The organism is Alkalimarinus coralli (genome assembly GCF_023650515.1).
Taxonomy (GTDB): domain Bacteria; phylum Pseudomonadota; class Gammaproteobacteria; order Pseudomonadales; family Oleiphilaceae; genus Alkalimarinus; species Alkalimarinus coralli.
The window spans coordinates 723,100-742,345 of the sequence record NZ_CP096016.1; the positions used below are offsets into that span (position 1 = coordinate 723,100).

A 19,246-nucleotide genomic window follows, 5' to 3' on the forward strand; every position below is an offset into this window, starting at 1 on the left:
TTTAGATCACCTTAAACAACGGCAGAAACAACGTGGCAAAATACGAACAGATTAAAAAAGAGTTATTGGAAACCCCGAAAACATGGTTGATTACCGGGGTGGCAGGGTTTATTGGGTCAAACCTGTTAGAAACACTACTGCAATTAAACCAAAAAGTAGTCGGTTTAGATAACTTCGCCACCGGGCATCAGCATAATCTGGATGAAGTGCAGGGGGCTGTGTCTGATGAGCAGTGGAGCAACTTTAGTTTTATCGAAGGTGATATTAGAGAGTCAGAGGACTGTAAAGTGGCGGTAACCGGTGTTGACTATGTTCTTCATCAAGCCGCTTTGGGCTCAGTGCCACGCTCTATTAATGACCCTGCCACCACCAATGCCACCAATATTAGTGGTTACTTAAATATGCTCGTGGCTGCGCGTGATGAAGGGGTGACCAGTTTTACTTATGCTGCATCAAGCTCTACTTACGGAGACCACCCCGCGCTACCCAAAGTAGAAGAAAATATCGGCAATCCACTGTCACCCTACGCGGTGACCAAATACGTCAATGAACTGTATGCCGATGTATTTGCGCGTACCTATGGATTTAAGTCTATCGGCTTGCGATATTTTAATGTGTTTGGCAAACGGCAAGATCCCGATGGGGCCTATGCCGCAGTGATCCCAAAATGGACCGCATCGGCGATCAAGGGTGAAGAGATCTTTATTAATGGTGATGGCGAAACCAGTCGTGATTTCTGCTTTATCGAAAATACGGTTCAAATGAATATTTTGGCGGCTACTGCATCAGATGAAGCCAAGAATGAAGTGTACAATGTGGCAGTGGGGGACCGAACGACATTAAATACACTGTTTGGGGCGATTAAAACAGCGCTGAATGAAAACGGCGTATCGGTAGAGCTGGAGCCGACTTATCGAGATTTTCGTGCAGGCGATGTACGCCACTCTCAAGCGGATATCAGTAGATCGGTTAAGCTATTGGGGTACGCGCCGGAATACCGAATTTTGGAGGGGATACAAAAAGTGATGCCTTGGTATATTGGGTATATTGGGTTGTAAAGGGCGCTTTTTGGCTGAAGTCAGGTGTTTATTTTTATCTGGAGTTAGCTAGAAAAGGTTATTTGTTGTCATTATTGTGCTGCTAGATGGGTGCAGCATGCTTATTTCAGGTTGATGCATGACGGCAGTACTTTAACAAATATTCTAGCTTGATAAAGCGACTATTTGTTAAATAGTCCTAAACAGTTTGCCCTGTGTACATTGCTTCAATAGAATGCGCATTCTTAGTGATCGGTTGTTACATAATTGTAAAAAGGTGAGTGTAAGAATGAAGTTTTTGGTGACAGGTGGTGCAGGTTTTATTGGTTCAGCGGTTGTTAGATATCTAATCAATAGAACAGATCACGAAGTCGTTAATATAGATAAGCTCACGTATGCGGGTAATCTTGAAAGCTTGAAAGAGGTTGATCAGTCAGATCGGTATGCGTTCGAGCAAGCTGATATCTGCAATAGTCAATCAATGGCGGCTATTTTTGAAAAGCATCAGCCTGACTACATCATGCATTTGGCTGCTGAGTCTCATGTCGATCGCTCGATTGATGGCCCAGCTGCGTTTATCGAAACCAATATCGTTGGCACTTATGTATTGTTGGAGGTGGCTCGCGCTTATTGGAACAAGCTTAAAGGTGAAAAGAAGGGCCGGTTCAAATTTCACCATATCTCCACTGATGAAGTGTATGGCACATTAGGCCCGGAAGGGCTATTTACCGAAGAAAACCGCTACGAACCTAACTCACCTTACTCTGCATCTAAAGCGTCATCAGACCACTTGGTAAGAGCGTGGCGTGAAACCTATGGCCTTCCGACCGTTATCACTAATTGTTCAAATAATTATGGCCCTTACCACTTTCCAGAGAAGTTAATCCCACTGGTCATACTGAATGCGCTGGCAGGTAAGCCGCTGCCTATTTATGGCAAGGGGGATCAAATTCGTGATTGGTTATATGTAGAAGATCATGCACAGGCATTGGTTAAAGTGGTTACTGAAGGAAAGCTGGGTGAAACCTACAATATCGGTGGCCATAACGAAAAACAGAACATCGAAGTGGTTAAAACCCTTTGTGCTCTGCTTGAAGAATTAGCCCCAACCAACCCTCATTCACGCGCGGGTGGGAATCCACAAGGTTTTGAAAGTCTAATTACCTATGTCGCAGACCGCCCAGGCCACGACGTACGCTACGCCATTGACGCTTCAAAAATCGAGAGAGAGCTAGGGTGGAAGCCAGAAGAAACATTTGAGACCGGCATGCGTAAAACAGTGCAATGGTACTTAGATAATAAAGGGTGGTGGGAGCACGTATTAGATGGTTCTTATCAGGGTGAGCGTTTAGGGTTGGGGGAATAGCCGAGGCTTCATATGAGTAGGCTAAGTAATAATGCGTAAGATGAGAGTGGCACGGGAGGATTGTTGATGAGAATAGATGAGATTAAAGAAGAAATATACAAGCTTTCTTTGTCAGATAAACTAATGCTTGTCGAAGATGTGTGGGATGATATCGGAAAGTCTAACGCACAAATTACACTCCCCGAGTGGCAAGCCGAGGAGTTAGATGCTCGAATAAAGGCTTATAACAAAGGGCAAGTTGACACTGTCGAGTGGGGCGAAGCTCATAAAGGGTTCAGGGACAAATATAGGTGAGGCTTGTATATACTAAACGAGCACTTGCGGACATCGAAATAGCGTTAGAGTGGTATGAACGGCAGCAAAAAGGCTTGAGTGGTGATTTTCTTGACTCTCTAGAACTTACAATCAACAGTATTTTGGATAACCCGGAGCTTTACCCTGTTAAGTACAAGAAAACACGAGGCGCTTTATTAAGAAGGTTTCCGTACTCAGCGTTTTATACTGTAGAAGCAAAAAATATTGTAATTCATGCGGTGTTTCATAGTAGGCAAGCACCTGGCAAGAACCCCTAGATTATAAAACTGGAATAAACATGAAAGGAATAATACTAGCAGGAGGGTCAGGCACCCGTCTCCACCCAATCACTCGTGGTGTATCCAAGCAGCTTTTACCCATTTATGATAAACCGATGATCTATTATCCGATCTCCGTGCTAATGCTGGCAGGTATTCGAGAAATATTAATCATCTCTACGCCCGATGATTTGCCGTTTTTTGAAAAGATGCTAGGCGATGGTAGTAACTTTGGTGTTGAATTTAGTTATGCGGAGCAACCATCACCCGATGGACTCGCACAAGCGTTTATTATCGGTGAAGAGTTTATCGGCAGTGAAAGCGTCTGCCTGGTGCTTGGCGATAATATATTTTATGGTGAAAACTTCTCGCAAAAGCTAAAAGCTGCCGTTAATAAAGGTGCGGGGGCTACTGTGTTTGGTTACAGGGTCAGCGACCCTGAACGCTTTGGGGTTGTAGAGTTTGATGAAACTGGAAAGGCTATTTCTATTGAAGAAAAGCCCGAACACCCTAAGTCGCATCATGCTGTCACTGGATTATATTTTTACGACAATGATGTTGTTGAAATCGCCAAAAATGTTAAACCGTCTGAGCGAGGAGAGTTAGAAATTACTTCTGTTAATAATGCCTACCTTGACCGAGGTGATTTAAGTGTTGCTCAACTGGGGCGAGGCTTCGCCTGGCTGGATACCGGTACTCACGACAGCCTTTTAGAAGCCGCTCATTTTGTTCAGACTATCGAAGCACGTCAAGGGCTAAAAGTGGCTTGCCTGGAAGAAATAGGCTTTCATAATGGCTGGCTCACAAAGGCTCAGTTACAGGAGCAGGGAGAGTTGCTGGCTAAAACCGGGTATGGTCAATATTTACTTGGCTTGGTAAAAGGAGGGGCTTGAAGTGAAGGTAACAAAAACTAAACTGGATGGCTGTGTCATTATTGAGCCAAATGTATTTGGTGATGCTCGTGGTTTCTTCAAAGAAACCTTTCAGGTGGAGCGTTATAGAGAGGCAGGCTTAACACTTCCTTTTGTACAGGATAACCATTCTCGCTCTTCACAGGGTGTGCTGCGGGGACTTCATTTCCAGAAAACGAAACCTCAAGGCAAGCTGGTAAGCTGTTCTCAAGGTGAGGTGTTTGATGTGGCGGTGGACTTGAGACCAAATTCACCAACCTACGGGCAGTGGGAGGGAATCATTTTAACAGGTGATAATCATCAACAGTTTTATGTCCCGCCAGGGTTCGCGCATGGTTTTGTGGTGCTAAGTGATACGGCAGACTTCCAATACAAATGCACCGACTACTACGACCCGAGTGATGAAGGGGGGATTATTTGGAATGACCCGGATGTTGGCATCAAATGGCCTTTAGGTGATATTGAGCCAGCGTTATCTGAGAAAGATATGAAGCTTCCAAGGCTGAATGATATAAATCAATAGACTCATTATTTGTTTAAAGGGATATCAGCGATGAGTGAAGATGTTCGTTGGAAGCAACGCTTTTCTAATTTTAACAAAGCGCTCGCGCAATTAACTAATGTTGTCGAGTTAAATAACCAGCGGCCGTTAACCGATATTGAAAGGCAGGGGCTAATTAAATCTTATGAGTTTACTTATGAGCTGGCCTGGAATGTAATGAAAGATTACTTTCTCTACCAAGGGACGGTAAGTATTACGGGTTCCAGGGATGCAATAAGAGAAGCTTTTCTTAGAGAGCTTATAGTGGATGGCGAGTCTTGGATGAAAATGGTGGCTGATAGAAATAAAACAGCCCACACTTATAACGAAGATATCGCAAAAGAGGTGGAGCATAATATTCTTACTGTATATTATGAACTATTTGTCGATTTTCAAACGGTGATGAATCAAAAATGCCTTATGGATTAAGCGAAGAGACCGTCAACAAAATCACCTCGGTTCTGGCTAGATACCCCGAAATCTCGACGGCTGTTATTTATGGCTCTCGCGCCAAAGGCACCTATCGACCTGCGTCAGATATTGATATTACGTTAATAGGTGATGGTTTAACTCATGATATATTGTTGAGCATTGAGATTGCTTTAGATGACCTGTTACTTCCTTATAAAATAGACCTGTCATTACATAGCCAGATAGAAAATGTGGATCTGTTAGGTCATATAGAAAGAGTGGGCATACCTATTATTAATAAAGCATGTTGAAACTTATGAAAATACTCATTACAGGTGCCAAGGGCCAGGTCGGCACTGATATCGTGATAGAAGCAGAAAAACGTGGCCACGAAGTCTATGGTTTTGCCTCGTCAGAGTTGGATATAACCAATAAAGATATAGTTGATGGCCAGTTGACCAAAATAAAGCCAGACGTAGTCATCAATGCTGCAGCCTATACGGCGGTAGACAAAGCTGAAGCCGAGCAAGAAAAAGCTTACGCTGTAAATGAAGCTGGCGTAAAGAATCTTGCAGAGATCTGTAAAACGTTAGATATTCCATTGTTTCATATCTCAACAGATTATGTGTTTGATGGGGAGAAAAAAGAACCCTATGTAGAAACTGATACCCCCAACCCTACAAGTGTATATGGTGCATCTAAGCTAGCAGGGGAAGTAGCGCTTCAGCAGATTTGGAATAAACACATTATTTTACGTGTAAGTTGGGTGTTTGGTGAGCATGGCAATAATTTTGTAAAGACGATGTTGCGCTTGAGCGAAAGTCGAGACGAGCTAAGCGTTGTAAATGATCAATACGGCGCGCCTACAGCCGCTAAATCAATCGCGGGTTGCCTTTTGAATATTATAGAAAAGAGCAAGTTTGGTGTAACGGGTTTTCCTTGGGGAGTTTACCACTATCAAAGTGATCCATGCGTAACTTGGTATGGCTTTGCAGAAGAAATTTTTTCTCAAGCCAGTGAAAAAAAATGGAGAGGGAGGAGGGTGAAACTGAAAGCTATTTCGTCCGGTCAGTTTCCGACTCCAGTTAAACGCCCTGGTAACTCGAAACTGGATGGGGAAAAGATACAGCGAGTGTTGGGTGTTCAGGCGGCAGACTGGAAAAGCCAGTTGTCAGTCATGCTCGACAATATCTATTGTTTTCACTCGCACGATTTCCGTTACTTGAAGTCTAATTAATGAGTATTAAAAATATCACTTGGTCTGTCCATCAGGTATCCAAGAAGCAAAGGGCGCAGCAGAAGAGGCAGAAGCCTTGCTTAATTTGGTTTACGGGACTGAGCGGATCCGGAAAATCGACTATTGCTAATGAGCTTGAGCAGGAGCTGTTTAGGAGAGGTTATCACACTTATCTGTTGGATGGAGATAATGTTCGTCACGGGTTAAATAAAGACCTGGGTTTTTCTGACGGTGATCGCGTGGAAAATATCCGGCGGATTGGAGAAGTTGCAAAACTATTTGTTGATGCAGGATTAATTGTCATATCCGCATTCATTTCGCCTTTTAAAAGTGATCGGCAGATTGCTAGGGAGTTGCTGGGCGAGGGAGAGTTCATAGAAGTTTATATGAGTACACCGCTAGACGTGTGTGAGCGGAGAGACCCAAAGGGGTTGTACCAAAAAGCTCGTGCGGGCCATATCAAAAACTTTACAGGTATTGATTCGGCCTATGAAGAGCCTGATTGTCCAGATTTTTTGATTAGTACTGAGGTTGCTTCGATCAAAACGTGTGTTGAGGGGCTGGTTTTATACTTGGAAGAATGTGTATTTCGAGATGCAAGGTTGAAGTGATATATGGCGGATAGCGCTTTGGATGATTTAGGCAGTGATTTGGTTTCCCTCCCGTTGGGGCAGATCCTTATTAAGCAAGGATCTATACAGCCTCGAGATCTAGAGAAGGCTTTGGTTGTTCAGAAGCAGCTAGGTGGGCGTTTGGGAGGTATATTAGTGCGCTCGGGTAGTGTCTCTGAAAGTAATTTATTGAAGGCGCTTAAAGTGCAGCTGGATTTAAAGTTGGTCGGATTGGATATAATAGCCCCAAAAGACGCTGAGATTGAAGCGGCACTTGAGGCAACGAAGTTAAGTGCTAACTGGCTGCTTCAGCAAGAAGTGATTGTCTGGGTTCGTAATGACATTTTATTTTGCTTGGCAAAAGACCCATTATCTCCACTATTGGATGAGACGCTGACAAATAGCAGCAAGTTACCAGTAGAATACTGCCTTTCACGATCACAGGTGATTGATAGTTTACTGGCGAGCATCAAGGTTAAACAGTCTGAGCGAGAGCTCGATGTTGCATATGATACTGATATTCAGCAATTACGCGAGCTTGCAGAAGAGGCTCCAGTGATCGAACTGGTCAACAATATTATATCGCAGGCACTTGAAGAGAGGGCGTCGGATATTCACATTGAGCCTGAAGAGGATACCTTTGATGTGCGATATCGTATCGATGGCGTTATGTTTACTAACCGTACCCTGCCGAAGCAGCGGTATTATGCGATCGCATCGCGTTTGAAACTAATCTCAGGTATAGATATAGCTGAGCGCAGACTGCCTCAGGATGGACGGATAGGTACTCGAATAAATGGCTTGGAGTTGGATGTTCGCGTCTCTTCGTTGCCGGGTGTTCACGGGGAGTCGATAGTAATGCGTTTGCTGCCGAAGGAGCGCCAAGACATGGTGCTGGATAGACTGGGGTTTCTCCCGGATCATCTCAGTCTTTTGAGGCAGTGGGTGGCGCAACCGCACGGAATAGTCTTGGTGACTGGGCCTACAGGGTCAGGAAAGTCAACAACACTTTACTCGGCGCTCGATGAGTCAAATGACGGCGTAAAAAAGATGATTACCGTAGAGGATCCAGTCGAGTTTCGACTGCCTCACATAACGCAGGTTCAGGTTCATAGTGATATTGGGCTTACGTTTTCAGCGGCATTGCGCTCTATTCTTAGGCAAGACCCAGATGTAATAATGATCGGAGAAATACGGGATCTTGAAACTGCCGAAATAGCTGTGCAGTCGGCACTAACTGGCCACTTGGTTTTATCGACTCTTCACACTAATGATGCGATGAGTGCGTTTAGCCGGTTGATGGATATGGGGGTGGAACCTTTTCTTGCTGCGACACCTGTTATCGCTGTTCAGGCTCAGCGGTTGGTCAGAAGGTTGTGTGATCACTGTTGTGAGCCGGTAGAGGTGTCAGATGAAATAACTAATTGTATAAGGCCATATGTTGAGAAATTATACCCATCAAAAAAACCTCGTTGGCATCACCCTGTTGGTTGTGAATTTTGTCAATATACCGGTTACAAAGGACGGCTTGGGATTTATGAGTTGGTTGATATCAATGAGTCAATGAGAGAGTTGGTGATGCAGCGAGCACCGTTGGCGGAGTTACAAAAAAAGGCGAGACAAGACGGTTATCGAGACCTATACACTGATGGTTTGATAAAGGCTTGGAAAGGTTTAACAAGTGTTGAAGAAGTGCACCGTGTTGCGAGTCTCCATGTATGAATGTTAGTTTTCAGTATGTTGCTGTTGACGAGCGTGGTTCTGAGGTGACCGGAGATGTGTCAGCGAGCTCTGAGCGGGAAGCGGTATCGGTGCTATGGAAGCAATCATTAACAGTGCTGGATATAAAAGAAAAGAATGGCGAGGGGGCTGAAGAGGGCCCAGGTCGAAAGCGTTTAAAGCAGCAAGATCTAATCACCTCTTTATTTGAGTTATCTTCAATGTTAAATGCCGGGGTTAGTGCAGCAGAAGCGGTAGCCTCTCAGGCGCAGGCATCTGCCCATCAGAGATTACGTTGGGCGTATAAACAGGCCTCTAAGACATTGCGACATGGCGGTAGTTTTGAGCAGGCAATGGAGGCCTCAAAGCTAGCGCTGCCTGATTATGTTTACTATTTAATCAGAGCGGGAGAGGTTTCGGGAACACTAGGAGCTGCATTAAGTGATGCTTGTGACCAGATGCAGTATGACATGACCGTTCAAAATGACACTCGAAATGCGTTGATATATCCTGCGATACTGGTTGTCTCAGGTGTTTTGGCCGTGCTAATGATGTTTGTTTATGTAGTGCCGAGTTTTACTAATTTACTTGAAGAATCTGAGCGACTACCTTGGCTGGCTTGGGCGGTGCTAAGCTCTGGTAAGTGGGCTAATGAAAACTTTATATTGCTAACGCTAGCATTATTGTTGCCTCCGGTGCTGCTAGTAGGTGCTTGGATGCAGCCCCGTATGAAGATTCAAATGCTGGCGTTAATTGAAAAGGCACCGATTGTAGGTGAGTGGATATCTCATGCTGACGTCGCTGCGTGGTCAAAGGTGCTGTCATCATTAGTTCGTAATCGAGTAGAATTAATTATGGCTATGGAGTTGGCCGCCGAGTCTGTACGCATGCCATCGAGAAAGCGGAGCATGCTGAAGGCTAAAGGCTCCGTAAAAGCAGGAGGAACATTATCTGCTGCACTGGAGAGTAATAACTGCCTTACTGCAACGGGGTATAATTTAGTACGGGTCGGGGAAAGGTCGGGAAAGCTCGAAGCAATGCTTAATGCATTGGCCTCACTCTATACAGAGCAGGGGCAACAACGAATGAAAAAGGTGCTAATACTCATTGAACCGGTCGCCATTTTAGTGATTGGCATTGGTATGGGTACGATAATTATTGGTATTATGTTAGCGATTACCAGTGCCAATGATATTCCACTTTAATTAGATAAACGCACGTAATGTTTAAGGATGTAAATAGTATATAACTCATGATGAAAAAAACTTCACAGTATAGCGCATATAAATATAGCCGTTTAAATAGACAGCAAGGTTTTACGCTGCTCGAAATGATAGTGGTGTTAGTGATTATAGGTTTAATTGCAGGGTTGGTGGGACCCAGCTTGTTTAAGCAGGCGGATCGGGCAAAGGTTCAGACTGCAGGCACGCAAGTGAAGATGATAAGAGGGGCTCTTCACACGTTAAGGTTAGATATAGGGCGACTTCCCACAACTCAAGAGGGGCTTGCATTACTTATCTCGCCGCCCGGAGATGAGAGAGTAGCTCAATTTTGGGAAGGTCCTTATATTGACGGCGGAGTGCCTCTAGACCCTTGGAATAGAGAATACAACTACTCGTTCACACCTAGTCAATTTGAACCCTTTACACTCTATTCATTTGGGGCGGACGGGCAGCAGGGAGGGGAGGGAGATAATAAAGATATAGGCTATTTGCCTCAACAATAAGATGCGTTACGAGAAAGGTTTTACCATTCTGGAAATGGTTGTAGTGCTCGTCATGATGGGTTTTATAACCTCGCTCGCAATGCCAGGGCTGCAGCAGATGTACGACAGTATGAACCGAGCGCTGGTTCGTAATGAATTACATGCTGCGCTGAATAGTTTGGCATTGGCTGTTCGTAGAACCGGGCGGCCATTTGTGCTTACAAGCCATCCTCAACAGCCAAACGTGCTACCTCAGGCTTTTTCTGACCGGCTAGGTTTGTTAGGAGTTCGATTGTCGGCTACCACACCTATTTTGATTACGGCAACAGGCTTCTGCCCTGAAGGGGGGAGGGTGTTGATCACTCAGGGGGAGTATAAATACTCGATATCACTCAGAAGCCCAGACTGTAGAGTAAGTGAGCCATGATTTCGAAAAATCAGAAAGGGTTTACATTGCTTGAGGCGGTAATTGCTATTGCTATATTTTCTATGGGGGCAGCCGCTCTTTATGGGTGGGTTAATTCAAATCTGATCACATTGGAGCGTATCGATCATATTAATACTCGCTCCTCTGCAATAGAAAGCGCCCTGGCTTTTATCAATACAATAGATCCGCTGGCTATGCCGCAAGGTAGCGTGCAACTGGGAGAGTTGAGAATAGACTGGTCTACAACCCCTACTGCGTATAAAAACAATGTATTAGATGAGCAGAATTCGAAAACAATAAATCATGCAAGTCTTATCAACGCGGATGTTAGTGTTTATCGCCATGATAATCCTATTGGTGAGTTTAGTCTTTCATTGTTGGGGGTAAAAAAAGTAAGAGAGCTTAATGATGTTTTTTTCAATTAAGCGTATTGAAGTAAAGGCTTTCCCGGTCAGGAATTCCGGTTTCACGTTGTTAGAAATGCTGGTGGTGGTTCTTTTGGTTGCTTTGCTATCTAGCGTGTTAATGCAAGGTTTTGTATACATGGCCGGCATATATGGAGCTGTTGAGCGTCGCCAGGATCTCGCCCGATCTCAATATTTGCTCGAAGGGTGGCTACGAGACTCAATTCAAGGAATGGTGAATGGTGTTGATGGGCCAGTGGGCAAAGGTGTGCGCTTTGAGGGTGATGAAACGTCATTCAAAGGGATATCTCTTGAACCTCTGGTCGGATTAGAAGGTCAGGGGGGGGCTACCGATGGTATATCTCTGCCTCATGTCAGGGTACCTCATAAAATTGAATGGAGATTAGAGCAAACGGTTGACGCCGTAAAGCTAAGATACGGCGAGTCGATAGTAACCGGTGAGCGGTGGCAATGGTATAACGTTCGTGAGTGGAAAGCTGCCGAGGCAAGTTTGAGTTATTGGTATAACGGGCGTTTAATAACAAATTTTCCTGAAAAGAGCCACTCGGGGACTGATGGTGGCATGCTGTTGCCTTCTGGTGTTGTTTTGACGGTTAGAGGGGTTCGAACAAATTTCAGTGTGTTTATTGCATTAAACAGTAATCCAAAAAAATACCGTTCACCGGTTGCTAGCGATGATATGTAGAGCAGAAATAAAAAAAAATGCCGGCTTTGTATTGGTTTCAGTGCTTTGGTTGTTGGTTATAATGGCGTTGGCTGCCAGCGCTTTTTCTGTTTGGGTCGATCAGTCGAGGAGTCAGGCTTCCGAGCGCCAACAGCAAGTACGAGCTCAAATAAAAGGAAGTGATATTTTTGCAAAGGTTTTGTATACGTATATGACGGGTGAAAGAGGAGTATCCGGGGTGCCTTGGCCTGCTACTGAAGCAAAAGATAGAGCATTACAAGTGCTGGGGTTTGATAGCTTAGAAGATTTTGTTAGTGGTGCAGCGCCCGAGGCGAAAGCTCGAACGGCGGCAGGTTATATGAGAATGGATGGTCGTGTTTGGGATGCAGGTGAAGGTGTCAGAGTTATTGTGCAAGACAGAGGTGGTTTAATAGGGCTATCTTCATTAAGCCAGCGGGCTGTTTTTACCGCACTGGCTAAGCAGGGCGGTAACAAAAAAATGACTGAAAGGCTTCAGCAAACACTTTATGACTATCAGGATCACAATAGCTATAGGCGTGAAAGTGGAGCGGAAGCGCATCACTATGAAAAGGCAGGGCTACCTTTGCCTATGAATGGTTATCTTCGTTTTCCACTTCAACTAAGGGCGGTAATGAATTGGACGGATGCGCTAGCGGGGTTTTCTGATGCGAGTCTGCTGAAAACGTTTAAGGTGGATGGGGGGGCATCCGTTAACGCAAATACTGCATCAATTGATGCGTTAAGACTGGTTTCTAGTAACCAGTCCATGGCTGAAGAAATCGCCGCAGTTAGCGCAAAAGCACCTTATAAAAGCATTTTTGATCTGCCTGGTGATAAGAGTGGCGGTGACGATATTCCGTTTAGCATAACGATGACTGGAGGTTTTCGTTTTTGGTGGTGGCATATTAATGATCCCGTTGCACATGTATATGATGTACAATTTGATTCATTAGAGTCAGGCCGAAACACAAGGATTATTAATTGGACCACAAGAGTAGCACTTCCCGATGAATTGGCTAAAAGCCCTGCGGTTGAGATTGATCACCCGTTTTTCCACTAAACGCAAAATTATTTCTTCAGATCAATTTTTAGAACTTGAGTCTTATAGCTTGTACTTACAAGTTATTGTTGGGCGCGATTGCTGTCGTTATATTGGCCTTAATCTTCGTCATGTTCCCAAAAATAAGCGCGAACAGGCACTAAAGCATCAGGTTGCTGCACAGAGTATGTGGAATCGAACGGACTACTGTGTCGCTTGGGAATCCGGGTTTGCACAGGTTTGGTTTTGGGATGCTGACGCTATAGAAGATGTATTGCAACAGCAGCGAAAGGGGTTTGCATTTGCGAGAATTCAATCGCCATCCTTCTTTTCTGAAGTCGTTCTTTGGGAAAAACCCGTTAGTTCATGTGTCACTTTGTTTAAATGTGCGTCGGGATATGATCTGCAAAATTGGCAGGACGGTATTTTATTGTCAAGTCAATGGTATGCGCACTTACCTAGTCTACAGCAGGTAAATAGGTTTATTCGGTCTCAGGGGTTGGCTTGTCGGCAATCTCCGCTAGAAGCAATAGCCCCTTTGGAGTCTGAGGCTCTGTGGGCTGGTGTTGCAAGGCCTGTGTGGAACCAGTGGTTTGAGAAAAAGAGAAAGGTTGCATTTGTGGTTGCAGCTATATTTTTGTTAGTGACAAGTCTGCAAATTACCTCAATTGCTAGGTGGTCGATAATTGAGCGAGATATCCAGCAAGAGATAGCTAACCTTGAAGGTTCTGCGAATAATCTGCTTGAAGCTCGCAGTCAGGCGCGTAAAGCCTTGTTGAAGATATCAGACATAAAGAAGCTATTTGTAATGCCTGATACGTTGACAACACAGCTGCAAGTATATCGACGAATCCCGGAGAGTCTTAACCTAAGACTAAAAAAATGGGAGCGTAATATTGAGCAGATTGAAATGACAGTTGAAGGTGAAATTGTCGATACACTGAGTTTAGTTCGGGCGCTAGACGGAGAAGGTTTTACAGATGTAAATGTCACTCGCTCGCGAATCAAAGGGCAGTACAATATCAAGCTTAAAGTAACAGAGCCGTTAGGAAGTATTGTCGAGGGTAGAGAGTGATGAGCTTATCGGATCAGTGGAAGGCAGCTTTGGCTCAGGCTAATCAGGAGTGGCAATCAAATAAACGTTTACAGTACATTACCGTGCTTTCAGTCATACTTTTTTGTTTGTGGTGCTTTGTTCAGTTGGAGTCGTTCCGGCAAAAAAGTGAAAACAGTGCCCGGGCAGCGTTTACTAAACTGCAAGATATGCGTCAGACAGCAAAAGAAAAGAGGTGGCCTGAAAGAGCGGTAGAGAGTGCTGAGGCGCTTACGGTGGTTCGTCAAAAGCTATGGCATGCAGGAAGTGAAGGGGAAGCGCAAGCCACATTAAGGGACTGGCTGGAATTGCAAGCCCGGAATGAAAGGCTGGTTATAGACCGGATAACTGTTGAATTAGGAGACTCGCCTCAAAATGTATCAGTAAGGCCTGTGCAAGCAGAATTTCAAGGCGTATACGAAGTGGGTGTTTGGCAGCGTTTTATGCAAAGGATAAGCACTCATAAACCCTCGATCATTGTCGAGTATGAAGAGATTAACTTTAACAACCCCAGAAAGCTAAAATACAAAGTGAATGTAACCGCTTGGTTCGAATTGGGTTAAGGTGGCGAGACAATGGCAAAACAGCCCGTAGGCATAATAGTAGCGATATCAGTGCTTATATTGGTTAACACAATGTTTTATTTGTTGTTTTATCCAGATATGTTGAGTGTAGAACAGAGTGAAAAAACAGATCGCTGGTTGCTGGTTGATAATCAACCGGTGTCTGCCCCGGATATATCGCAGCTTATAACTGCAGGTTTTTGGGGGGAGAAAGCCACTAAAAAGGGGGCGTCTCAGACAGTAGCGGGAGAGGTACAGGGTGAAGCTCAAGTGCTGCGTCAAAGAATAAGCGCAATAATAGGGGGGGCAAAAGGGTTGGAGGTGTTATTTGAGGTTGGTAAAGAATACCAGCGCTTCAAAAATGGTGACACACTACCCGGAACAAAATGGAGGCTATTAGAGGTATATGCAGATAGGCTAGTGCTAGTGCAAGAAGGGCAGAACCCTCGTCAGCTCAATATTTACAGTGAGGACTCATTGGTAGAAATAGATCAGGGAATGACTGAATCTAACTAAGGTTTCGAAGAGGCGTATTAAACGCTCAATCTGAAGCAATTAATTAACGTAAATGACAGTGTAAGTGATAACCGTAAAGACAATGATTACAAACGTAAATTTAAACAGCATGGCCATGCAAAGTAAGAGTGCTGTCTCTAGCGGCGAGTCACCAGAAAGTGACCGGTTTAAGGGGCGAGTGTTAATGGGGCTTGCGGCTAAGCAGGGTAATTGCAGTGTAGCACTGTTAAGAGGTGCTGCTATTATTTTATTGTCGGTGCTGGCGGCGTCTTGCACGTTGATTCCACAAGAAGAATTTCTCCCGCCTCCGCCACTAAGGGCGGAGCCCATTGGTGTGGCAGCGCAAAAAACGACCCAGCATGAAAGTGTCGAACCCACAGATCAAGAGAAAGATGAAAAACGTAAAGTTAAGCATCGGTTTGAGCGGCCTCCAGTATCCGCTGATCGGCAAGTGCGAACTCAGCTACTTGAAGATGACCCGCTTTTCCCGGTTGATGAGCCGGCAAATATAAATATGAGCTTTGGTGATCTACCTTTACCCGTATTTATTAATGAAGTATTTGCCAATCAGTTATCGCTAGACTTTGAAATGGCGCAGGATGTTGCCAATAAGCAAGACTTAGTAACATTGCGCATTACAGAGCCTAGAAACAGGCAGGACATTTTTAATCTAAGTCGACAAATCCTGGCTAATTACGGAGTGTTAATTGTTCGTCAGGGAGATGTTTTGCGTTTTGTATTAGGTACCGCACCAGGCATTTCATCAGAGCCGCCTCTTATTGTTACGGGTACGGCGTTACCCAGTGTGCCATCAACCCATCGGCCAATATTTTTAATTAGAAGTTTAAAAGTTATCAGTAATAGTGATGCGTATAGCATGCTAAAGACAGTCTTTGAAAAACAATCGTTGAAAGTGGCTCGGGATAACTCGCGCAATGCGGTTACCTTGCAGGGGGCGCCAGATATTGTAAAAAGAGCGGCTGCAGTGCTTGATCTGATAGACAAACCAAAAATGAAAGGTCGGCATAGTTTGCGAATAGAGCCGATGTATACGGATGCAGAAACACTATCAAAAGGGCTTGTGTCCGCCATGGAGCCCCAAGGGTATGATATTGGTAATACCTCAAAAAACACGACATTAGTGCCAATCAATGAACTTAATGCGTTGTTTGTATTTGCGCCCAATGAAGAGATCTTATCGATTGTTCGCCAATGGGTCGAACAATTGGACAGAGTTGTTCAAAAGCCAAATCAAAAAGATGGTTTTTATTGGTATAAGGTAAAGAATACTGGTGCTATACAGTTATCCGAAACGCTTAATGCAATAATGGGGAATAGTTCAGGTCGTACGGGGGAACGTGCGAGTCAGGGTAAAGGTGAGGCTAGCTCAAAAAAAACAACAACGTCTTCAATAGCGGTTGCGGCTTCTTCTCGCAAGAGTGGAAGTTTTGTGGTGGATCAGGCAAGGAATATGTTGCTTTTCCGGGGTGAAGCTGCTCAGTGGCAAGAAATACTGCCTTTAATTCATGACTTAGACAAAGCGCCAGCGCAAGTAATGGTTGAGGTGGTTGTGGCTGATGTAACACTTTCTGAAACATTCAAATTTGGCGTGGAGTGGTCTGTTGACGGGGCTTTAGGTAGTGTGAGTAGCTTGTTTGGTGATGGTGGAGCCGGTGCAGGTATTGGCGGGACAGGGCTAAAGTGGGCTTATTTAAGTAGTTCTGGGGCTACTCGAATTGCTTTAAACGCCTTTGCGAGTGACAATAATGTGTCGATATTGCAAACGCCTAAGGTGCTAGTTAGAAGTGGGGAGACTGCTAGTGTAAATGTGGGTGAGAAAATCCCGGTATTAACGTCTAGAACTGCTGAAGATGAAATTATCGACGGAGATAGTGCTGTTTCACAGCAAATTGAATATCGCGATGTGGGTATTAAGTTAACGGTAACGCCTACCGTTTTTTCGGGTGGTAGAATAGATATGGAGGTATCTCAAGATGTGAGCGCCTCAACAGGGGATGCAAGTACGCCTTCTCTTACACCGATTATCACAACGCGTAACATAGAGACCAATTTAAGTCTGCATGATGGCGGTTCCGTTTTGCTGGGGGGGTTGATTACTAAAAATCAGTCAAAGGGAAACTCTCGCGTGCCTATACTGGGAGATATCCCATGGATAGGGCAATTATTTAGAACTGATAGCACGCAGGCAGGTTCAACAGAGTTAATGATACTCATTGTGCCTTACCTTATAGAGGAACCAGGTCAAGCAGAGGCGTTGACGCGTTCCTTTCGCGAGCAATTGCAGTTGCATCCGGAGAATATTTAAATTTTTGCTTGGCTTGCAGCTGGTTTTGGCGTAAGTTAACCGTGAAATTGATGGATTTGGCTCACGTTTGGTGTTCTTTATAAATGGGATGCAAACGTGGGCCGATACAGTGATGGGAATATATAGAAAAGGATACATTGCGTTGCAAAAAAAAACTTGCATGTTTGCGAATGTCTCCTCTACAATTCTCGTTGTTAGCAGGCGGAGCGCTTCGTCTGCGATTATTTTTAATAAGTTAAGATAAATACCTTACGTAAGTTATTAAATAAAGGATATATGAGAATATGAAAAAAATTCTGCAGAAAACAACGCTTGCTTTAGCAGTGGCTGCTGCTTCCACTGGCGCTATGGCAGGAGATTTGGCTTATACTGCGGCGACTAGTGGTGCTGTTGTAATGGCAAACGAAGTATTTGGTGCTGGCTCAGAGGAAACGTTGGTTGCTGTGCCAGATGTGACTTTTACTGTTGATGTGGTTGACGCTTTAGCTCTAAATGAATTGGTTACTGTGAAATTTACACTCGATAGTGGTGCAGTTTTTGGTGAAGATCTTTCATCTTTGGATAAGTGGGAAGATGCGGGTGTGACGCTAGTTTTTGCAACTGACGGTCTTAATGACTTGGTTGTAGGTGGTGTTGGCGCTGGTCAAACTGCAGGCCTTGGTGCCGCTGCTGCTGCCTCTGGTATGAGTGCGGTTTCCGTAACTCAGGGTGGTGCTATTGGTGATAACACGGTTACATTCCAGTTGACTGTTCAAGATGCAACTGACCTAACTAGTGCACGAGTTGATGGCTTTAAAGTTAAAAACTTAACTGCTGCTCTAGAACGTGGTGTTGCTAACCCTGCTGTTAGGTTGGGCGCAGAGTACCGTAACGTAACCAAAGGTAATGTTACTGATACTGATACTGCTCTGGTTATTTTCTCATCTCAAGATGGTGTTGAGTTAACGGGTACTTTAACTGACTACACTGCTGCCCCAGGTGGTCGTGCACGTATTGATGTTGCCGATACCGAGCTAAGCTTTACTGGTAATCTTGCTGGTAATACTGGTGCAAATGCTGCGCAGGACTTTGACGAGACCGATAACGTTGCGTTTGTTACTCTGGGTGACTTGCAAGTGGTTCGTAGTCAGTATACTGATGCATTAACGAACACTGTAAATGTTAAGAAAGAAGATGCTAACGACTTCGACTTTAACGGATCGGATACTATTGATCTAGTAGTGACTTCATCTGCATCTTTGGCAAGTTACAGTTCAGTATATTTGAGAACTGCACCTGGTGCGTGTTCTGCAACTACTGGGGCGGGTGATTTTGTTGGAACAGCTGTTGTAGGTGATCCAAACTCTGTTAACGTTAGTCTAACTGGTGAAACGACTGCTGCATTAAGTGCTGGTTATACTGTTTGTGGTATCGCAGCTGGTACTGCGGCTATTCCAGAATCAACTGTAACAGCAAATCTTGACGTTAACTACTTTAACCCAAGATACACTAACTCTCAGGATACCCTAGACTACGGTCAGATCCTGCGTAACGGTTGTCAGGTAACGTTGTTTAACGTTCCAAACCCAACCGCTGGTGATAAGGCATTTATCCGATTGACTAACGTTTCTGAGAAGCCTGGAGCGGTTCGCGCATACATGTGGGATCAGAACGGTACTCAAATTGACTTGAATTCTGAGTTGGTTGGTTCTTTGGCTGCACACGCAACTGTTGCCCTTAACACTAACCCAGGTCAAGCTGGCTACTTAGGTGATAACATGCCTACTTACGCAGCTCAGACTTCTGGTCGTAACCGTCTGGTTATTCAGGGTGCATTCCCAGCTTGTGAAGCGCTTGGTCTGGTTCGTACGCCTGCAAACGTACTGACTAACATGACTAGCACTACATACTCTGGTGATTCTAGCCGTTTAGGTGCTCAAAACAATGGTACTTCTAACACGTCTAACTAAGTGTAAGAAATACTATACCGGTACGATATAGTATCGGGTTCAAGAAAGGCTCCTTCGGGAGCCTTTTTTATTGATAGAATTCTTTATTTTAGGGTTGGTCGTGACAGTGATCG

At 44.5% G+C, this 19,246-nt stretch carries 22 protein-coding genes; all 22 read left to right on the top strand.

Annotation, left to right across the window (positions count from 1 at the left end):
- Positions 1 to 32: 32 nt before the first annotated feature.
- The 22 genes from MY523_RS03225 to MY523_RS03330 all read left to right on the top strand — a co-directional run bounded on the left by MY523_RS03225 (position 33) and on the right by MY523_RS03330 (position 19,133).
- A complete protein-coding gene (locus MY523_RS03225; RefSeq protein ID WP_250657367.1) occupies positions 33 to 1,058 on the top strand; it encodes an NAD-dependent epimerase/dehydratase family protein in 1,026 nt (341 codons plus the stop codon).
- A gap of 268 nt (positions 1,059 to 1,326) precedes the next feature.
- On the top strand, positions 1,327 to 2,403 hold the full coding sequence (gene rfbB, locus MY523_RS03230; RefSeq protein WP_250657368.1) for a dTDP-glucose 4,6-dehydratase: 1,077 nt from the start codon (positions 1,327 to 1,329) through the stop codon (positions 2,401 to 2,403).
- A 66-nt stretch (positions 2,404 to 2,469) separates the two neighbouring features.
- A complete protein-coding gene (locus MY523_RS03235) occupies positions 2,470 to 2,697 on the top strand; it encodes an addiction module protein (protein WP_250657369.1) in 228 nt (75 codons plus the stop codon).
- Complete coding sequence (locus tag MY523_RS03240; protein WP_250657370.1) at positions 2,694 to 2,975, top strand: type II toxin-antitoxin system RelE/ParE family toxin; 282 nt, start codon at positions 2,694 to 2,696, stop codon at positions 2,973 to 2,975. The genes MY523_RS03235 and MY523_RS03240 overlap by 4 nt, the downstream gene beginning before the upstream one ends.
- 20 nt (positions 2,976 to 2,995) lie before the next feature.
- A complete protein-coding gene (rfbA, locus tag MY523_RS03245) occupies positions 2,996 to 3,868 on the top strand; it encodes a glucose-1-phosphate thymidylyltransferase RfbA (RefSeq protein ID WP_250657371.1) in 873 nt (290 codons plus the stop codon).
- Between the two features lies 1 nt (position 3,869).
- Positions 3,870 to 4,409 carry a dTDP-4-dehydrorhamnose 3,5-epimerase gene (gene rfbC, locus MY523_RS03250; RefSeq protein ID WP_250657372.1) on the top strand — a complete coding sequence of 180 codons (540 nt, stop codon included), beginning with the start codon at positions 3,870 to 3,872 and terminating at the stop codon, positions 4,407 to 4,409.
- A 30-nt stretch (positions 4,410 to 4,439) separates the two neighbouring features.
- Positions 4,440 to 4,856, top strand: coding sequence for a nucleotidyltransferase substrate binding protein (locus MY523_RS03255; RefSeq protein ID WP_250657373.1), 417 nt, complete (start codon positions 4,440 to 4,442; stop codon positions 4,854 to 4,856).
- Positions 4,841 to 5,149, top strand: a complete 309-nt coding sequence (locus MY523_RS03260; RefSeq protein WP_250657374.1) for a nucleotidyltransferase domain-containing protein — start codon at positions 4,841 to 4,843, stop codon at positions 5,147 to 5,149. The genes MY523_RS03255 and MY523_RS03260 overlap by 16 nt, the downstream gene beginning before the upstream one ends.
- A 5-nt stretch (positions 5,150 to 5,154) precedes the next feature.
- A complete protein-coding gene (gene rfbD / locus MY523_RS03265) occupies positions 5,155 to 6,075 on the top strand; it encodes a dTDP-4-dehydrorhamnose reductase (RefSeq protein WP_250657375.1) in 921 nt (306 codons plus the stop codon).
- Positions 6,075 to 6,686: an adenylyl-sulfate kinase gene (gene cysC, locus MY523_RS03270; RefSeq protein WP_250657376.1), complete on the top strand. Its 612-nt coding sequence runs from the start codon at positions 6,075 to 6,077 to the stop codon at positions 6,684 to 6,686. The genes rfbD and cysC overlap by 1 nt, the downstream gene beginning before the upstream one ends.
- A gap of 3 nt (positions 6,687 to 6,689) precedes the next feature.
- Positions 6,690 to 8,408, top strand: a complete 1,719-nt coding sequence (locus MY523_RS03275) for a GspE/PulE family protein (RefSeq protein WP_250657377.1) — start codon at positions 6,690 to 6,692, stop codon at positions 8,406 to 8,408.
- Positions 8,405 to 9,610, top strand: a complete 1,206-nt coding sequence (locus MY523_RS03280) for a type II secretion system F family protein (protein ID WP_250657378.1) — start codon at positions 8,405 to 8,407, stop codon at positions 9,608 to 9,610. Before MY523_RS03275 ends, MY523_RS03280 begins: the two co-directional genes overlap by 4 nt.
- A gap of 47 nt (positions 9,611 to 9,657) precedes the next feature.
- Positions 9,658 to 10,131 carry a type II secretion system major pseudopilin GspG gene (gene gspG / locus MY523_RS03285; protein WP_250657379.1) on the top strand — a complete coding sequence of 158 codons (474 nt, stop codon included), beginning with the start codon at positions 9,658 to 9,660 and terminating at the stop codon, positions 10,129 to 10,131.
- A 1-nt stretch (position 10,132) separates the two neighbouring features.
- A complete protein-coding gene (locus MY523_RS03290; protein WP_250657380.1) occupies positions 10,133 to 10,537 on the top strand; it encodes a type II secretion system protein in 405 nt (134 codons plus the stop codon).
- Positions 10,534 to 10,962 (top strand): PulJ/GspJ family protein, encoded by a 429-nt coding sequence (locus MY523_RS03295; protein WP_250657381.1) that lies wholly within the window; start codon positions 10,534 to 10,536, stop codon positions 10,960 to 10,962. Before MY523_RS03290 ends, MY523_RS03295 begins: the two co-directional genes overlap by 4 nt.
- Positions 10,943 to 11,647 carry a prepilin-type N-terminal cleavage/methylation domain-containing protein gene (locus MY523_RS03300; protein ID WP_250657382.1) on the top strand — a complete coding sequence of 235 codons (705 nt, stop codon included), beginning with the start codon at positions 10,943 to 10,945 and terminating at the stop codon, positions 11,645 to 11,647. The genes MY523_RS03295 and MY523_RS03300 overlap by 20 nt, the downstream gene beginning before the upstream one ends.
- Entirely contained in the window at positions 11,637 to 12,707 is a 1,071-nt protein-coding gene (locus MY523_RS03305) for a hypothetical protein (protein WP_250657383.1), read from the top strand. The genes MY523_RS03300 and MY523_RS03305 overlap by 11 nt, the downstream gene beginning before the upstream one ends.
- Positions 12,655 to 13,761, top strand: coding sequence for a hypothetical protein (locus MY523_RS03310; RefSeq protein WP_250657384.1), 1,107 nt, complete (start codon positions 12,655 to 12,657; stop codon positions 13,759 to 13,761). Before MY523_RS03305 ends, MY523_RS03310 begins: the two co-directional genes overlap by 53 nt.
- Positions 13,761 to 14,342: a hypothetical protein gene (locus MY523_RS03315; protein WP_250657385.1), complete on the top strand. Its 582-nt coding sequence runs from the start codon at positions 13,761 to 13,763 to the stop codon at positions 14,340 to 14,342. Before MY523_RS03310 ends, MY523_RS03315 begins: the two co-directional genes overlap by 1 nt.
- A 12-nt stretch (positions 14,343 to 14,354) precedes the next feature.
- Complete coding sequence (locus MY523_RS03320) at positions 14,355 to 14,858, top strand: hypothetical protein (protein ID WP_250657386.1); 504 nt, start codon at positions 14,355 to 14,357, stop codon at positions 14,856 to 14,858.
- A 115-nt stretch (positions 14,859 to 14,973) separates the two neighbouring features.
- Positions 14,974 to 17,184: a secretin GspD/PilQ domain-containing protein gene (locus MY523_RS03325; RefSeq protein ID WP_250657387.1), complete on the top strand. Its 2,211-nt coding sequence runs from the start codon at positions 14,974 to 14,976 to the stop codon at positions 17,182 to 17,184.
- A gap of 284 nt (positions 17,185 to 17,468) precedes the next feature.
- A complete protein-coding gene (locus MY523_RS03330; protein ID WP_250657388.1) occupies positions 17,469 to 19,133 on the top strand; it encodes a hypothetical protein in 1,665 nt (554 codons plus the stop codon).
- Positions 19,134 to 19,246 lie beyond the last annotated feature (113 nt).